General features: G+C 45.7%; 17 protein-coding genes. 14 read left to right on the top strand and 3 right to left on the bottom strand.

Annotation, left to right across the window (positions count from 1 at the left end):
- Window positions 1-383 precede the first annotated feature (383 nt).
- The 7 genes from ETP43_RS13125 (at window position 384) to ETP43_RS13095 (ending at window position 7210) form a co-directional block, all read left to right on the top strand.
- On the top strand, window positions 384-1667 hold the full coding sequence (locus ETP43_RS13125) for an MFS transporter (RefSeq protein ID WP_129258553.1): 1284 nt from the start codon (window positions 384-386) through the stop codon (window positions 1665-1667).
- Between the two features lie 426 nt (window positions 1668-2093).
- Window positions 2094-2585, top strand: a complete 492-nt coding sequence (locus ETP43_RS13120; RefSeq protein ID WP_164979714.1) for a hypothetical protein — start codon at window positions 2094-2096, stop codon at window positions 2583-2585.
- Between the two features lie 157 nt (window positions 2586-2742).
- On the top strand, window positions 2743-3228 hold the full coding sequence (locus ETP43_RS13115; RefSeq protein WP_129258549.1) for a sigma-70 family RNA polymerase sigma factor: 486 nt from the start codon (window positions 2743-2745) through the stop codon (window positions 3226-3228).
- Window positions 3225-4646, top strand: coding sequence for a DUF4367 domain-containing protein (locus ETP43_RS13110; RefSeq protein WP_129259616.1), 1422 nt, complete (start codon window positions 3225-3227; stop codon window positions 4644-4646). The genes ETP43_RS13115 and ETP43_RS13110 overlap by 4 nt, the downstream gene beginning before the upstream one ends.
- A gap of 572 nt (window positions 4647-5218) precedes the next feature.
- Window positions 5219-5890 (top strand): stage II sporulation protein R, encoded by a 672-nt coding sequence (locus ETP43_RS13105; RefSeq protein ID WP_207668925.1) that lies wholly within the window; start codon window positions 5219-5221, stop codon window positions 5888-5890.
- A 38-nt stretch (window positions 5891-5928) separates the two neighbouring features.
- Window positions 5929-6747 carry a glutamate racemase gene (gene murI / locus ETP43_RS13100; protein ID WP_129258545.1) on the top strand — a complete coding sequence of 273 codons (819 nt, stop codon included), beginning with the start codon at window positions 5929-5931 and terminating at the stop codon, window positions 6745-6747.
- Window positions 6748-6751: 4 nt separating this feature from the next.
- Window positions 6752-7210, top strand: a complete 459-nt coding sequence (locus ETP43_RS13095; protein ID WP_129258543.1) for a DUF1934 domain-containing protein — start codon at window positions 6752-6754, stop codon at window positions 7208-7210.
- A gap of 138 nt (window positions 7211-7348) precedes the next feature.
- On the opposite strand, the gene ETP43_RS13090 is transcribed toward ETP43_RS13095, so the two are convergent.
- Window positions 7349-7804 carry a hypothetical protein gene (locus ETP43_RS13090; RefSeq protein ID WP_022400182.1) on the bottom strand — a complete coding sequence of 152 codons (456 nt, stop codon included), beginning with the start codon at window positions 7802-7804 and terminating at the stop codon, window positions 7349-7351.
- Between the two features lie 275 nt (window positions 7805-8079).
- On the opposite strand from ETP43_RS13090, the gene ETP43_RS13085 reads away from it, so the two are divergent.
- From ETP43_RS13085 to ETP43_RS13055, 7 genes are all read left to right on the top strand, one after another.
- Window positions 8080-9558, top strand: a complete 1479-nt coding sequence (locus tag ETP43_RS13085) for a polysaccharide deacetylase (protein WP_243114284.1) — start codon at window positions 8080-8082, stop codon at window positions 9556-9558.
- Between the two features lie 58 nt (window positions 9559-9616).
- On the top strand, window positions 9617-10969 hold the full coding sequence (locus ETP43_RS13080) for a hypothetical protein (RefSeq protein WP_129258541.1): 1353 nt from the start codon (window positions 9617-9619) through the stop codon (window positions 10967-10969).
- A gap of 99 nt (window positions 10970-11068) precedes the next feature.
- The gene (tig, locus tag ETP43_RS13075; protein WP_022400185.1) at window positions 11069-12262 is read left to right on the top strand and encodes a trigger factor; all 1194 of its coding nucleotides are present in this window, start codon (window positions 11069-11071) and stop codon (window positions 12260-12262) included.
- A gap of 154 nt (window positions 12263-12416) precedes the next feature.
- Window positions 12417-12854, top strand: a complete 438-nt coding sequence (locus tag ETP43_RS13070) for a GatB/YqeY domain-containing protein (protein ID WP_129258539.1) — start codon at window positions 12417-12419, stop codon at window positions 12852-12854.
- A gap of 25 nt (window positions 12855-12879) precedes the next feature.
- On the top strand, window positions 12880-13410 hold the full coding sequence (locus tag ETP43_RS13065; RefSeq protein ID WP_106491729.1) for an O-acetyl-ADP-ribose deacetylase: 531 nt from the start codon (window positions 12880-12882) through the stop codon (window positions 13408-13410).
- 101 nt (window positions 13411-13511) lie between these two features.
- Window positions 13512-14900, top strand: a complete 1389-nt coding sequence (locus ETP43_RS13060; protein WP_129258537.1) for an MATE family efflux transporter — start codon at window positions 13512-13514, stop codon at window positions 14898-14900.
- Window position 14901: 1 nt separating this feature from the next.
- The gene (locus tag ETP43_RS13055) at window positions 14902-15159 is read left to right on the top strand and encodes a hypothetical protein (RefSeq protein WP_022171054.1); all 258 of its coding nucleotides are present in this window, start codon (window positions 14902-14904) and stop codon (window positions 15157-15159) included.
- Between the two features lie 321 nt (window positions 15160-15480).
- On the opposite strand, the gene ETP43_RS13050 is transcribed toward ETP43_RS13055, so the two are convergent.
- Window positions 15481-15861, bottom strand: coding sequence for a 4Fe-4S binding protein (locus ETP43_RS13050; RefSeq protein ID WP_022171055.1), 381 nt, complete (start codon window positions 15859-15861; stop codon window positions 15481-15483).
- A gap of 116 nt (window positions 15862-15977) precedes the next feature.
- A complete protein-coding gene (locus tag ETP43_RS13045; RefSeq protein WP_243114283.1) occupies window positions 15978-16442 on the bottom strand; it encodes a GNAT family N-acetyltransferase in 465 nt (154 codons plus the stop codon).
- Window positions 16443-16575: the final 133 nt, after the last annotated feature.

Here is a 16575-nt window from a genome sequence, read left to right as displayed (position 1 = left end):
CGACAGCCCCGTGAGTTGAAATTTGAAACAGAAGCAAAATTTGTTAAGGCAGGAAAAAGTCAGCCTCCTTGTGAGAATGTGAGTTGAAAGGACGATTACGATGATGAAAACGGGTACGATGATGAAGTCATCCTATTTGAGAGGATGAGAGTTGAAATGTTACCACGGTCAGCATGAAGAAGAAACAGGAGTTGTCAGCCTCACTATGAGGCTGTGAATTGAAAAGAAGAATATGGTGTTATAGTTGTTGCGGCGAGAAAATTAACAATCATTTTACACAGAGAAGATTGTGAAATTAACCATTTTCATATATAATAAAACATATAATATGTCGTGAAAAAAAAAAATTTCAGAAAAAATATATAGGGAATGGAGGATGTCGTATGAAGAAGAGAAGGATATTCCGCAATCTGAACAACAAAGAATTTGCCTGGGTGCTCTATGATGTGGGAAATTCGGCGTATACGATGCTGGCGTGTGCGTTGATACCGATCTGGTTTAAGGCGATGGCGATCGGGACGAGGCCGGGGCAGCTGACTTCGGATCAGGCAACGGCTTATTATTCGATGGCGATTGCGGTGATTACGATTGTGGTTGCGCTGCTTGGTCCGGTGTGCGGGGCGATTTCGGATCATAAGGGGATGAAAAAAATCTTTTTTACCACGACCGTAGCAGTTGGCGTTTCCGGATGTATCCTGAATGGATTTGCGTATCAGTGGATCGCATTTCTGCTTCTGTTTGCGGTGACCAAAATATTCTATAATATGTCGCTGATGTTTTATGACTCCATGCTGAACGATATCACGACAGAAGAGCGGATGGATGAAGTCTCTTCCTACGGTTTTGCGTGGGGATACCTTGGCTCCTGCATACCGTTTCTGATAGCACTGGTGGCTTATGTACTTGGTCCGGATATGGCGGGAATGATTCCGGGCAGGGTATCGATGGCGATCGGATTCGCAGTTACCGGACTCTGGTGGCTTCTGGTAACGATTCCACTGATGAAAAACTATAAGCAGCTGAACTATGTAGAGCATCAGGGGCATGCAGTGGGAAATGCATTCCGCAAGATTTTTCAGACAGTAAAATTTATCGCAACCGAAGACAAAAAAGTATTTTTCTTTCTGATCGCATTTTTCCTCTATATCGATGGTGTGGGAACGATCATTGATAACTGCATTAATATAGGAACAGATCTGAACTTGAGTACCGTCGGACAGGTCATCTGTCTGCTGGCAACGCAGGTCGTTGCATTTGGCGGATCACTGGTGTTCGCAAAACTGTCAAAAAAATACGATACCGTTTGTCTGATCCTGGTATGTATCGTGGGTTATTTTGTCGTCTGTCTGTATGCGCTGACGTTAAAAAATCTGCTGGGATTCAGCTTTCTGGCATTCGGTGTAGGATGCTTTCAGGGGTCGATCCAGTCCCTGTCGAGATCCTATTTTTCCAAAATTATTCCGCCGGATAATTCAGGAGAATATTTCGGTTTATATGATATTTTTTCAAAAGGTGCCTCTTTCCTCGGTTCTGCCGTGATCGCAGGCGTCAAACTGGCAGGCGGAACGATTAACATTGCGGTAGCATCGCAGGCAGTATTTTTCTTCCTGGGATTTATATTCCTGAAGATTGCGGACGGAAAAGAAAAAAGAACAGCAGAACGATAGAAAAAATATGGTCGAAAAACAGAGAAGTCATCAACCGGGCTTCTCTGTTTTTTTACTTTACAGGAAATTGTTCCCCTGTAAAGTAAAAAACGCTCCGCGAGGATGCGCACTGCGGCGTATAAGGTAGATGCCGCAAGCGGTCTACGTTCCACTTCGGTCGTTGCTAAACAAGTGCCACTGGCACATTCTTTGTTAAAATTTATAAAAGAAAAGAAGAAAAAAGTCGATGAATGTGTTAGGATATTTGAGTAAAGGTAACAAAAAGAAACAAGGGATACAGACAATGAAGAAAAAACAATCTACAAAAAAAGAGTAGGAAAACAGATTGTATGTCTTCTGGGCGCAGCGGCAGGAATTCTTGCGCTGGTAAACCGGGTGCTGAAGGCGAACAGGGAAAAGAAGGAACAGTTTGCGGTTCTGGCATCAATGTCGGAGATTTACCACAGTATGCATTTGATCCGGCTGGATGAAAATTCCGTAATGGAATATTCCGGCACAAAAGAAGAATCCGAGATGGGAAAAAACAGAGAAAATGCAGATCAGGTGATCGCAGAACTGATGAAAGAAACCGCGCTGGAAGTGTACGGAGATCAGGCAGAAGCTTTTGTGGATTTTACGACACTGGCGAAGCGAATGGAAGGAAAGAAGATTATTTCCGCAGAATTTGTAGGAAAAGATCTGGAATGGTTCCGGGCTTCGTTTATTGAGATCACAGAAGATCAGAATAAACATCTGGAATATCAGAAGCAGACAGCGTTTGACTATCTGAGAAATCATCTCGATGAGGATCATAAGAGAATCAGCATCACATATCGAAGAAAAGAAAATGAGAAATATAAAGTTGTGACGATGGAAGTGATTCCGGCAGATGACTATACAACAGAGAACCGGGCAGGTGTTCTGTATGTGAAAGGATAAAGGACAGGAACTGTGAGATTCCAAACAGGATTTCACAGTTTTTTTCATATGTGATAAAAAAAGAAATCCGGAACGGGATATTTTCCGGACTTCTCCGTCTAATCTATGTAAACAAAAAGAGCCGGCCGGCGAACCAACCAGAAAAGGTGGTGCAAAAGTGACAAAAGAACAATTAGGGACACTGATCCTGGATACGGAGAGGCAGATGTACTGCACTGCCAAATCCATGTTATACAGCGATCAGGACTGTGCGGATGCCATACAGGAGACGATTGTCAAAGCATTTTCCAGACTTCATACGTTACGGAATGACAAATACGCAAAGACATGGCTGATGCGGATCCTGATCAACGAGTGTTACACCATCCTGAGAAAAACAAGCAAAGTGATTTCTCTGGATGAGATGTGTGAGACGACAGAGATCGCGGCAGATGAAAAGACCGATTACAGTGAACTGTACAAGGCAGTCGGTTCCCTGAAAGAAGATCTGCGGATGCCGGTGATCCTGTATTATATTGAAAAGTTTAATATCCGGGAGATCGCACAGATCATGGATATTACCGAGGGCGCAGTACAAAAAAGACTCGCCAGAGCAAGAGAAAAATTACGGCAGGATCTGCAGGAAAGTGAGGCATGGACATGAGATTAGAAGATATGAAAAACAATATCCCGGAAACACCAGATTTTATTCATAAAATGGTACAGGAAGAGGTAAACAGACAGCTTCAGGATACCAAAGTTGTGTCAATAAAGAAGAGAAAATGGAACAAAATGCAGGTGGCAGCGGCAGCAGCCGTGTGTCTTCTGGCAACATCCACTGTTGCCTATGCCGGCAGCCGACTGTACCATATGTATGTGGAAAAACAGGGAACCTACAGCGTGGCAACCGGACTTCAGGCCGATGGCAACACAACCCTCCAGCTCCCGGAACAGGTACACGATGTAACCATATCAACGAGCTATATCCCGGACGGCATGACTTGGACGGATGATGAACACCTGCAGTATACTGCACAAAACGGTGGCTTCAGCTTTACCTCTGTCCTGCTTGACAGTGACGATTTTGCGCAGGTAAAAGAAGATAAAAATATCGTAGAGAGCGAAGAGCGGACGTTCGGTCAGTATGAAGGTGTCTACCTGAAATACCATGAAGTTATGCAGGATGGTTTCTTTAACCAGCGCATCTACCTGCTCTGCCCGGAAGCATACCGTGTGATCACGATTTATGTGGGTGACGATGTATCGAAAGAAGATGCCATCAAAGTAGCAGAAAACCTTCAGATCACCGAAAAAGATACGATGATAGACACCGCCAATATGTACACCTGGAGCGACATCGTCTCCCCGGAAGAAACACCGGGCGATGAAGAGATAACCAGTATAGCAGCAGACAAACTCCCGATCGCGAAAGTCGGCGAAACCATAAATTTGACCGCCAGCGGCGAAGATACAGATGGAAACTATGTATCCGACATCCCGCTTCAGGCAACCGTAGACTCCGTCCAGATCGCAGATGACCTCCAACTCCTGAACGGCCAGATTCCGGAAGACTGGAAAGATGCCACTGACGCAGACGGAAAACTGAAAGAAAACACCATCTCCTACATCAAAGAAGGAGACGGCGTAAACACTCTGGATGAAATCGTAAAAACAAAAACCGAACAGCAGAAACTGGTTTACACCACTGTCACTTACACCAACACCTCCGACCAGGAAGTAAACCACATCCTCTACATCGGTTCCCTGATGAAGCTTCACAGCGATGGCAGCACCTATGAAGCCTATGTACCTGAGGAAGAATCCGGAGACGGCTACGATCGCACCACCTGGGACAGCGCCGCCAGAACCGGCGAAATGAAATACTATAGCGTAACCGACAACTACGGCAACGGCGGAAACTACATCCCAACCCTGAAACCAGGCGAAAGCATTCAGATATCCATGGCATGGATCGTCAACGAAAGCGACCTGACCGAAGCCTACCTGAACCTCAATGGCAGCTCCTACCAGTTCAACGACGAAACCCTCGCCAGCGGCGTAATCGATATCCGCCAAGAGTAAGAAACAATAAATTTGATACTAACACAAATATTCAGTGGTGTCTAAGAAGTTCAAGTAAAACTTGCCAGAATATACTCAGGCACCCATAAAACAGTCAGGAGAACAGAGATTAAAAAGCCTCTGTTCTCCTGATTATTTAGGCGAGCAACGATCCAAAGTTCATGCTTGCATGAAACCATTCCAAACTTATAGTATATATCTTGAGCTTAATGTGAGTATGAATCCCTATACAAATCCATTTAAATATGTACAATACATGATTACAAATTAAATACTTATAAAACACATCCCTTCCACTCGGAACAAATATCATCTTTCCCAATACCTCCCAACTCTATGCGTACCTCCCACCTCCAATACCCAGAAACCATGCCCAAGATCCAGCTCCTCAGACAGCCTTATGCTGGCGCCCTTAGCAAAGATGAGATCCAGTCCTTAGAAGAACTTGACAGTGAGCGGCTCTCCGCGAACTGGCATATAGTTCTTCTTAGGACTTGGCTCAGATTTGCGTTGCCAGCGGTTGTCTGTGGGGCTGGATCTTGGGCATGGTTTCGTCCGTTTGCAGAAAAAACATGAATAACACCAAGAATTTCCGTCAAACATCTAAAAAAACAAAAGGAGTCCATAAAAAAATGAAACATCACAAACATATATCCCCCGCAACCCTAACCGCCCTTCTCTTCCTAGCCCTCCTGCTCCTAATAGAGTACCCGACCCGACAATCCACCCTCCAGCACGAAATCTCCACCCAAGTCCTCCGCTTCCACATAAGAGCCAACAGCGACACCCCCGCCGACCAGCAAAAAAAACTCCAGCTAAAACAAACTCTCCTGACCTGGCTCACCCCCATCCTCTCCACCGCTGCCAGTAAACAGGAAACCATAAAAACCATCCAACAAACCCTACCGGAGATCACAAAAGAAGCCAACCGCCTCGCAGCCCCCCAGACCGCCACCGTAACCCTCCAAAAAGAATGGTTCCCCGAAAAAAACTACGGCACCTGCACCTTCCCCGAAGGAACCTACGACGCCCTCCGTATCGACATCGGAGCCGCAAAAGGCCATAACTGGTGGTGCGTCCTCTATCCGTCCCTGTGTTATGCAGATACCCTCGATCCAACCATGACCGAAGAAGGCGAACAAAAACTCCAACAGGTACTCGACGAAGATGCCTACGACCTCCTCCTGCACCCGCAAAAGCTGAAAATCCGGTTTAGACTTGAATTCTTCTTACGAAACAGGTAGAATATGATAAGTATGAAAACCTGAATGGGAGAAAAAACATGAAAATAGATCGTAACGCACCGATAGGTGTATTTGATTCCGGTGTGGGCGGACTCACCGTGGCAAGAGAAATCATGAGAAACCTGCCCATGGAAAAAATCGTATACTTCGGAGACACCGCCCGCGTTCCCTATGGAAGCAAATCCAAAGAAACCGTACTCCGGTATTCCCGACAGATCGTCCGCTTTCTGCAAAAACAGGGCGTAAAAGCAATCGTGATCGCATGTAATACAGCCAGCGCACTGGCACTTGATGCCCTCGAAAAAGAAATCGATATCCCGATCATCGGTGTGGTAAAACCGGGAGCCAAAGTAGCGGCAAGAGAGACTACGAAAAAAAGGGTTGGCGTCATCGCAACCGAAGCGACCATCAACAGCCATTTGTATAAAGAACTGATTCAGCAGATTGATCCGGAGATCACCGTGATCGGAAAACCATGTCCGCTGTTCGTGCCACTGGTGGAAGAAGGATGGCGAAAAGATCCCGTCACAGAGATCGTGGCTCGCAGATATCTGAAAGAGATGCAGGATGAAAAAGTAGATACCCTGATCCTTGGCTGCACCCACTATCCATTGCTTCGCGGCGTGATCGGCTCCATCATGGGCGATCAGGTACAGCTGGTAAATCCGGCATACGAGACTTCACTGGCATTAAAACAGCTGCTGACCGAAAAAGACCTGTTAAATCAGGGATCCGTGGAAGAAGAATTTCCATACCGCTTCTATGTAAGCGATGCAGCAGAAAAATTCAAAAACTTTGCAAACTCCATTCTCCCCTACGATGTGGAGATGACAAAACAGGTAAATCTGGAGGAATAAAAAGATGACAAAAGAAGTATTGATCCATCTGAAAGGCATGCAGACCACGGATGAAACCCATGGTCCCGACGAACCTCTGGAACTGATCACCACCGGAGAATATTATTACCGGAACGATACCCATTATCTGCTGTATGATGAACAGATGGAAGGACTTGACGAACCGGTACATAACATGGTCAAGATCCGTCCCGGTCATATGGAAGTACGAAAAAAAGGACCGGTACAGACCAATATGGTCTTTGAAGAGGAAAAACAGAACCTGACCTGCTACCAGACACCATACGGTCCGATCCAGATGGAGATCACAACTACCGGAGTAAATTTCGGGGAAGAAGAGGAACTTCTGGAGGTAAAGACAGAGTACGTTCTTGGGATGAACGGTCAGAAAGTAGCGGACTGCCGGATGCATATCCGCGTAACTCCGAAGGGCAGCAAGGGAACTACATTTTTTGAATCATAACGCGATAAAATATGCTTCGCGAATGTTATCGCGGCAGTCGTCAAGGTCTCGTGCAAGCACGGACTTTGGCTCGTTGCTCGCGTAAAAAAACGGAACTTATCATCCATCACTGGAAAATAAGTTCCGTTTTTTCATTTCTTATTTGTCTTTTTTTGCGATTTTATTTTTCATTCTCTGGAAGAATTTTTCCTTTGGTTTCGGCTGTTCCAGAGGACCTCTGACTCCGCGTACATCGGTGATATAGATACCACTGATCGTAGCTTTGACTTCTTTTTTCAATGGGATCAGATCAAAAATCTTTTCGTCAGCAACCATCGTCATGATTCTCGGACCGATCTTTGCTTTTACGATAGGAAGCTTTGTTCTGCGCATCAGCTTCGGCGTCTGATCGATTACCATCTGCGGGAGTCCGGATTCTTTGATCCGAAGTCTCTTCTTATCAATAATCAGCATATTGACGGTCTGCTTAGCAGCCTCAATCTGTGCCTGATTTTCATCCTGTTTTTTCTGTGCACGTTTGCCGAGAAAATAAAGGGCAACCAGTACGGCAATCAAAATCACTAAAATAATTAATAATACCTGCCAGACTTTCATACTTTTCCTCCTGTCCTGTAATCCAAGCACGAATCAAACATTTCATGCCTGTCTATTTTATCACTGATATCGGCAAAAGGCAATCAGAATCGGGGAAAATCTCAGGAAAATCCGATTTTGCTATAGCTTTCAAACAGATTCATGCTATAATATCTGAGAGACGCGATCCTTTTTCGACAGAGAAGGAAAATGCGGAAAATATGGAACAGAAACCGAAGAATGAAGTCAGAATATCGTCTTTTTCGGAAAACCATACAAAACAAAGGAGTAGAAACATGAGTGAGGGACAAAGAAGAACAAAACCGCCCATGACAGAAGAAGAAAGACAGCGGCGGATGGAACGAATGAGAAGAGAGCGGAGAAGAAAGAGACGCCAGCGGGCGATGATCATGCGTGTATCTGTTATGGGTGTACTGCTTCTGATCCTGATCGGATCCATCGCGCTGGTATCCGCCCAGGTGCGCCGTTCGAAGGCAAAGAAAGCAGAAGAAAAGGCAAGACAGGAAAAACTGATCCAGGAAGAAGAGGCAAAGAACAAACAACGGCAGGAATCCATTGAGCAGGCAGAAGTCATGGCACAGGGATATGACTATGACGGCGCGATCGAGCTTCTGAAATCGCTGGAAAACTATGATAAAGATGCGGATATTATCGCTAAGATCGCAAGCTACGAAGCGGACAAATCCACACTGGTAGCTGTCAATATGAATGAGATCACCCATATTTTCTATCATTCACTGGTAGTAGATCCGGAACGTGCTTTTGTGGGAAATGACAGCACAGCTGCCGGATTCAAACAGTGGATGACAACTGTCGATGAATTTAACAAGATCACACAGGCGATGTATGATAACGGCTATGTGCTGATCGATCTTCACGATATGGTGACAGAGACGGTCGATGAGAATGGAACGGTTCATTTTACCACAAACCAGATCATGCTTCCGGAAGGAAAGAAACCGTTTGTATTATCTCTGGATGACCTGTCTTACTATCACAGCTACGACGGTCGTGGTATCGCATCGAAGCTGGTACTGGATGAGAATGGAAAACCAACCTGCGAATATATTCAGGCGGACGGAACTACCGTGACCGGAGCGTACGACTGTATTCCGCTGTTAGACCAGTTCCTGGAAGAACACCCGGACGGTGCGTACCACGGAGCAAGAGGAACGATCGCACTGACCGGATATAACGGTATTCTGGGATATCGTACGGATATTGCCTATAAGACAAGAGAAAATCTGACCGCAGACCAGCAGGCATGGCTCGATGCCAACCCGGATTTTGACTATGACAAAGAATGTGAAGAGGCAAAGAAAGTGGCAGATGCCATCAAAGCAGACGGATGGAAATTCGCCAGCCACACCTGGGGACATATCCGCATCGGTGATGCAAGCCTGGAGAGCATCCAGACAGATACAGAAAAATGGCTCAGCTATGTAGCACCGCTGGTGGGTGGTACGGATACCATTATTTTTGCACACGGACAGGATCTTGCCGACTGGCACGACTATTCCAGTGACAATGCAAAATTCACCTATCTGAAGAGCCAGGGATTTAACTTCTTCTGTAATGTAGATTCTTCTCAGTATTTCTTACAGATCCGTGATAACTATGTGCGTCAGGGAAGACGAAACCTGGATGGTTACCGTCTGTGGAATGATGTACACGGAGAAAAGAACAGAACCAGCGATCTGTTTGATGCAACACAGATTCTGGATCCGGCACGTACAGATATGCCGTCATTATAAAGGTAAGTGAGGATGAGGCTGACGGTTGCAGAAACAACCGTTACGATAAAGGGAAAACATGGACGATACAAAGCGACAGAATGAAAAGGAAACGCCTGAAGAGCGTCGCCGCAGGATGCGTCGGAAACGCCTGATTCAGGAGCGCCGCCGCAGACGCAGGAGAAAGGCGCTGATTTTGAGGGGCATTCTGGTAATATTTTTTGTACTGATACTTGTGGGGATCGGTTCTGCCGTCTCCTGCGGAGTAAAACAGTACAACCGGTCAGCAAAGAAAAAAGATAGCGGGAAACAGGAGACACAGATCGAGGAAGAGCCTGTACAGCTGGAATCTGTGGATCTTACGAATGTGCTTTATCTGTCCTTCGAAAGTCTGATTGCAGATGCCGATCAGGCATTCGGACAGGAAAACACACGGGCAGCAGCGACACTGGATCAGACCCGTGTGACCGTGGATGAATTCAATGCCATCCTGGAACAGCTGTACGAAGACGGATACATCCTGGTGCGGTTTTCTGATCTGGCAGCGGTTAATGAAGACGGGGTGATGGAAGCCAAAGAACTGATGCTTCCTTCCGGAAAGAAACCGTTACTGCTGTCGGAGACCAATGTAAATTATGATCTGAAACTGTCCGGGCAGGGACTGGCATCGAAGCTGGTGCTGGATGAAAACGGAGCACTTACCTGTGAACGGCAGACTTCCGATGGAAGTACCGTGACGGGGGCTTTTGATGTGGTTCCGTGCGTGGAAGCATTTGTCCAGGCGCACCCGGATTTTTCCAACAATGGAGCCAGAGGTATCCTGGGACTTACCGGTTACAACGGTATTCTCGGCTACCGGACGGATGACGCGCTGGCAACATCAATCGATAACCGCTATGCGGCGACATACGGTCTGTTTGATACCGCAGCGGAAAAAGAGGAGGCAGCGCCTGTTGTGGAAGCACTGAAAAATGCAGGATGGGAATTTGCATGTAACGGATATGACGGAAGCAGTTACGGAAGTGATGCGGAAGCGGTATCTGCCGACCTCGCAAAATGGAACGAAAGTGTGGGAACACTTGTGGGGGATGTACCGATCCTGCTTTATCCATCCGGTGCGGACAGCCATGGATGGAAAGCGTATGACGAGACAGATCCGGTGTATCAGGTACTGAAAGAACAGGGATTTGTATATTTTGGCAGTATGGATATCAGCGGCACAAAAACGCAGATCACAGACCAGTATCTGCGGTGCAGTTATAAGAATGTGGACGGCTACCGGATGTATCAGGATCTGTGCCATAACACCGGACGGTTTGCAGGAATTCTTGATTTTCAGGGGATCTATGACAGCAGACGTCCATCGATAGCAGCGGAGACCGAAACAGACACAACGACACAGGATGCAGAGACAGAAGAGGGAAAAGTCTGAAAAAAATGTGAAAACTGACAGATATACTTTTCATTTAAGAAAAAATATGATATAACCAAAAGGTATTATGCCTGTCAACGGAATGAAAATGGAGGATTTATGAAGAAAAGAGCGATAATGATCAGTATGCTTCTGGTAATGGCACTTTCCGTAACGGGATGCAGCCAGAAGACAGCTACAAAAAATGATGATACAAAGACAGAAGAAACAGCAAGCACAGACGATGCAGAACAGACAGATTCTGACAGCGAGGAAGATACATCCGAGGATTCCCCGACTACCGCAGAACTGATGGCAGATATTGACGTGGAAAAATGTGTAACTCTGGGTGATTATAAAGGAATTACTGTAGAAAAAACTATCCAGTCTGTAACGGACGAAGATGTACAGAATGAGATTGACGATGCACTGGCAAGCTATCCGGTAGAAGTAGACCGGACAGCAAAAGAAGGTGACACCGTAAATATTGACTATGTGGGTAAGATTGACGGAACAGAATTTGATGGCGGAAGCGATCAGGGTGCAGACCTGAAACTGGGTTCCGGAAAATTCATCGATGGATTTGAAGATGGTCTGATCGGAGCAAAGAAAGGTGAAACCCGTACGCTGGATCTGACATTCCCGGAAGATTATACACAGGATCTTGCCGGAAAAGCGGTAGAATTTACCGTTACAGTCAATGCAGTCAAAGAGCCGTTGACTGAGCCAACCGATCAGTGGGTGGCAGATAACATCGAGGGATATGACAATGTAGCAGATTACAAAGCAGGTATCCGTTCTGATCAGGAAGAAAACAACGAGCAGACAGCAGAAAACCAGGTGCGTTATTCTGCATGGACACAGGTGGTAGAGAACTGTACGATCAACGAATATCCGGATTCTCTGGTTGAAATCGGAAAGAACCTGTATGTGCAGCAGGTGGAAACCTATGCAAAATATGCAGGTATGGAACTGGATGCTTATATTGAGTCTTCCGGACTGTCTCAGGATGAATATGAGTCCAATAAGGAAGAATATGGCAAAAATGTAGCGGCACAGGCTCTGGTTTGCCAGGCAATCTGTGACAAAGAGGGCTTTGCTATCGGTGATGATGCATATAAGGAAGCACTGGACAAGATGCTGACAGAATATGGATGTACCGAGGACGAACTGATTCAGACCTACGGTCAGGACAATGTAGAACAGAGTATTATGCTGAACCGTGTCAGTGATCTGATCCTGGCAAATGCCAATGTGACAGAAGTACAGGCAGACAGCAGCAGTGACAGCACAGAAGACAGCAGCGCTAACTAAAAAGGATTGAAAAACGAATCGCAAAGAGAGAAAAAACGACGGAAAAGCCCCGCCGGTTTTTCTCTCTTTTTTTATATGTCCCGGACTTGAAGTAAATGTCGATTAGAGGTAAAATAGGAGACAGCGATAATTGTATATACAGGAGGAGAAGACAATGGAATTAGCAGTATTGCAAAAAGACATGGTGGCAGCTATGAAAGCAAAAGACAAAGTAAGAAAAGAGGCTATTTCTTCTTTGATCTCTGCAGTAAAAAAAGTAGCAATTGACGAAGGCCACAGAGATGACATAAAACCGGAACTGGTGGATCAGGTGATCTTAAAAGAACTGAAAACCGTAAAAGAGCAGATTGATACCTGCCCGGCAGAACGTACCGATCTGATCGAAGAGTATCAGACCCGTTATAATATTATCAATGAATATGCTCCGCAGCTGATGTCTGCAGAAGAAGTAAAGACCTGTCTGCAGGAGAAATTTGCAGAAGTTCTGGCAACAAAAAATAAAGGACAGATCATGAAAGCTGTCATGGGAGAACTGAAAGGCAAAGCTGACGGTAAGGTTATTAATCAGGTAGTGGGGGAACTGTGTAAATAACCAAAAAACGGGAGGATTTGTTATTATGGGAAAATTTAAGATTGAAATGGGCGATATTACCACCTATGCGGTAGACGGAATTGTTAACGCTGCCAACACGACGCTTCTCGGTGGCGGAGGTGTGGACGGTGCGATTCACCGGGCAGCAGGACCGGAATTGCTGGAGGAATGCAAGACATTAGGCGGATGTGATACCGGTAAGGCCAAGATTACCAAAGGGTACAATCTGCCGGCACATTATGTGCTTCATACGCCGGGACCTATCTGGCATGGTGGATATAATTATGAGGATGTGCTGCTGCAGGGGTGTTATGAGTACTGCCTGAAACTGGGAGAACAGCATGGTCTCAAGACGATTGCATTTCCATCGATCAGTACAGGGGTGTACGGCTATCCGGTGGAAGAGGCAGCGAAGATCGCGGTGCGGACAATCTGTGATTTTCTGAAATGGACACAGGTAGTGGAAGAAGTGACCATGGTGTGTCACGGTGAAGGTACCTGGAAGGTATATCAGGAAGCGTATCGGGAGTATCAGGCTGCTGAGAGCGAAAAGTAGAAAGAATGAAACGGGCAGAGAGGAGTATGTACAGCGGGGACTGTGCAGGACTTCATCTGTCCGCTTTTTACACAGCAAAACTATGGGAGGTTTTGGGGAAGATGAAAAAGTCATATGAGATGGACATGTGTACCGGGCCATTATTGAAGAAACTGCTGATCTTTGCGGTTCCTTTGATCTTGTCCGGGGTACTGCAGCTGTTGTTTAATGCTGCAGATATTGTAGTAGTGGGAAAATTTGCGGGAAGTCATGCACTTGCCGCAGTGGGATCTACAGGTGCGCTGATCAACCTGTTTACCAATGTATTTATCGGTTTTTCTATTGGTACCAATGTACTGGTTGCCCAGTATTTTGGGGCAAAGGATGAACAGAACATCCAGGATACCGTACATACCTCGATGGCGATTGGCATCATCGGCGGAATGTTTCTGATTGTGGTAGGTATGATTTTTGCACCGATGATGCTGGAACTGATGGCAACACCGGAGGAAGTGCTGGGACAGGCTGCATTATATATCCGGATATATTTTATCGGTATGCCGGCGATGCTGATCTATAACTTTGGGGCGGCGGTGCTGCGTGCCATCGGAGATACCAGAAGACCGTTGTACTATCTGCTGGAGGCAGGTGTGGTCAATGTGATTCTGAATCTGATTTTCGTGATCGGATTTCAGATGGGAGTTGCAGGTGTCGCTATCGCGACCGTAGTTTCACAGTGTATATCAGCGGCACTTATCGTACGTTGTCTGATGAAAAGTGAGGGAATGTACCGGTTGTATCTGAAACGGATCCGGATTCACAAAGAGAAGATGATCCGTATTATCCAGATCGGACTTCCTGCCGGGTTGCAGGGAGCGATTTTTTCAATCTCTAACGTGTTGATCCAGTCATCCATCAACTCTTTCGGAGCGATTGCCATGGCGGGCAATACGGCAGCCGGTAACATAGAGGGATTTGTTTATGTTTCCATGAATGCTATTTACCAGACGGCACTGAGCTTTGTCAGCCAGAATGTGGGAGCCGGTCAGCAGAAGCGGATTCCCAAAATTTCCATATACTGTATGGCAATTGTATTTACTGTCGGACTTGCGCTTGGTACACTGGCATATCGTTGCGGAGGCACCTTGCTTGGCATCTATTCGTCCGATCCGGAAGTGATCGCATATGGTCTGGATCGTATGAAGGTTATCTGCCAGATTTATTTTCTCTGCGGAATGATGGACGTGGCGGTAGGTATTCTGCGAGGTATGGGATATTCCATCATGCCGATGCTGGTATCTCTTGCAGGTGCCTGTGGACTGCGAATCGTGTGGATCTTTACTGTCTTTGTATGGAAACATTCACTGTTTGTCCTGTACCTGTCGTATCCGATTACCTGGATCATCACACTGAGTGTTCATCTGATCTGCTTTGCAGTAGTATGGAAAAGAAAAAAAGGGATCTGGGCGACCGTAAAACCGCATCCGGATCTTGGAAAAACGGAGGAATAACATGCGTTTGAAAAAAATACAGGAAGCGCTGAAAACAAAGAATATTATATTTACCTATACAGAAGAGGACAATTGCGGAAGTCTTGATTTTCAGTTCCGTGGACTGCGGTATCATATCTGGGAATTTGTGGATGGTGACATCTGGGGCGTGGAGACAAATGTATATCATGCCGGAAAAAGTGAGGATATTACCGGAGATTACGAAAAAGAGATCAGCGAACTGATCTTAAGCTGGCCGGATATGGCGATTCCGGGATAAATCTAAAGCAGGTATTTTTGTAGCGGACAGAGGCTTTGGAGAAGTAAGAAGTGTATAGTTACAAAAAACAGATTCGATTCAAATTGGATATTTCTCAGAAAGTATCCGGTTTGAGTCGAATCTGTTTTTGATTGTAACTGTTCAGTACCTTCACAGTTACGAGCCAAAATGCATAAAAAATCACCTTCGGTGATGGCATTTTGGCTTGTATGTCTCGGGATTTTGACATATTCATGTCAAAACACCTCGCGGGACAGTGGCTACTGAATAGTTACTTTTGATTTACATAAATAACGGACTAAAATCCGTGTTTACAGAAAATTACTCATCAACAACTTCCAGTACATCCATCGGACATGCTTTTGCACAGATGCCGCAGGCAATACATTTGGATGCCGGGTTGCCCTCTGTTTTTACGATCAGACCAAATGGACAGGCTTCTGCACATTTGCCACAGCCGGTACATTTTTTCTTATTGATCATATAAACACCCTTTGGATTCTGTGTGATTGCACCTTCCGGACAGGCTTCCGCACATTTGCCGCACTGTGGGCAGGCCATTGGACGAACAGATTTTTTCTCTACGATCTGGATGCAGGATTTGTCCGGGTCGAATTCTTTATAGAAAGACTCGGAACAGGCTCTGACACATGCCAGACATGCCATACAGGTACTGCCTTTTTTTACTTTCAGTTTCTTCATAGTATCGTATCCTCCGCTTTATCAGTAATGTTACCGAGAAATATTCTCAATAATATTATTGTACAGCAAACGGTAAGAAAGTAAAGAGAAAGTTAGTGAAAATCGTTTAAAAATAGTCAGATTTTCTTACAGAAAATATACCGCGGAAGCCCACCGTATTTGAGGGCTTTTGTAACAAGTTTATACCCCAGCTGCTCAAAATTATGTACACTGTACACATTATCCGGATGTGCGGTTCCCATCAGCCAGCGAAAACCGGCAGAACGAAGCTGCTCTTCTGCGGCTTCCATTAGTTTCTTTTGCAACCCATTGCCACGATATGCACTGCGCACCATGGCAATCTCCATATGTGCCACCAGGGAAAGCTGCGTATCATCCAGTTCCAGATAACTCCCCAGGTTTTCATCACCGAGATCGGAAGTTCGTGCCACAAAAACCGCCGCCAGTTCCTTTCTGCCATCCGCAGCAACTGCCTCCGCTTTCAACCCAAACCCGGAGACTGTCATATAACGAATCAGATCTTCCCGTTCATCCATACTGAACCAGCTTTTTTCAGGAAGCTCCCGGTAGACTTCAGTCATACAGTCAAGTACCGTGGGGAGATCGCTGGGTTCTATTTGGGAGATAGAGAAGCTAGGAATGGAAGATATGTTGAATTGATCAGACATAGTAAATACTCCTTTTAGTTTTCTGTGTAAAATTAAAATAACTATT

The organism is Blautia faecicola (assembly GCF_004123145.1).
GTDB lineage: Bacteria > Bacillota > Clostridia > Lachnospirales > Lachnospiraceae > Oliverpabstia > Oliverpabstia faecicola.
Note: the sequence above shows the minus strand (reverse complement) of the source record. Positions and strands in the feature narration are given on the sequence as shown.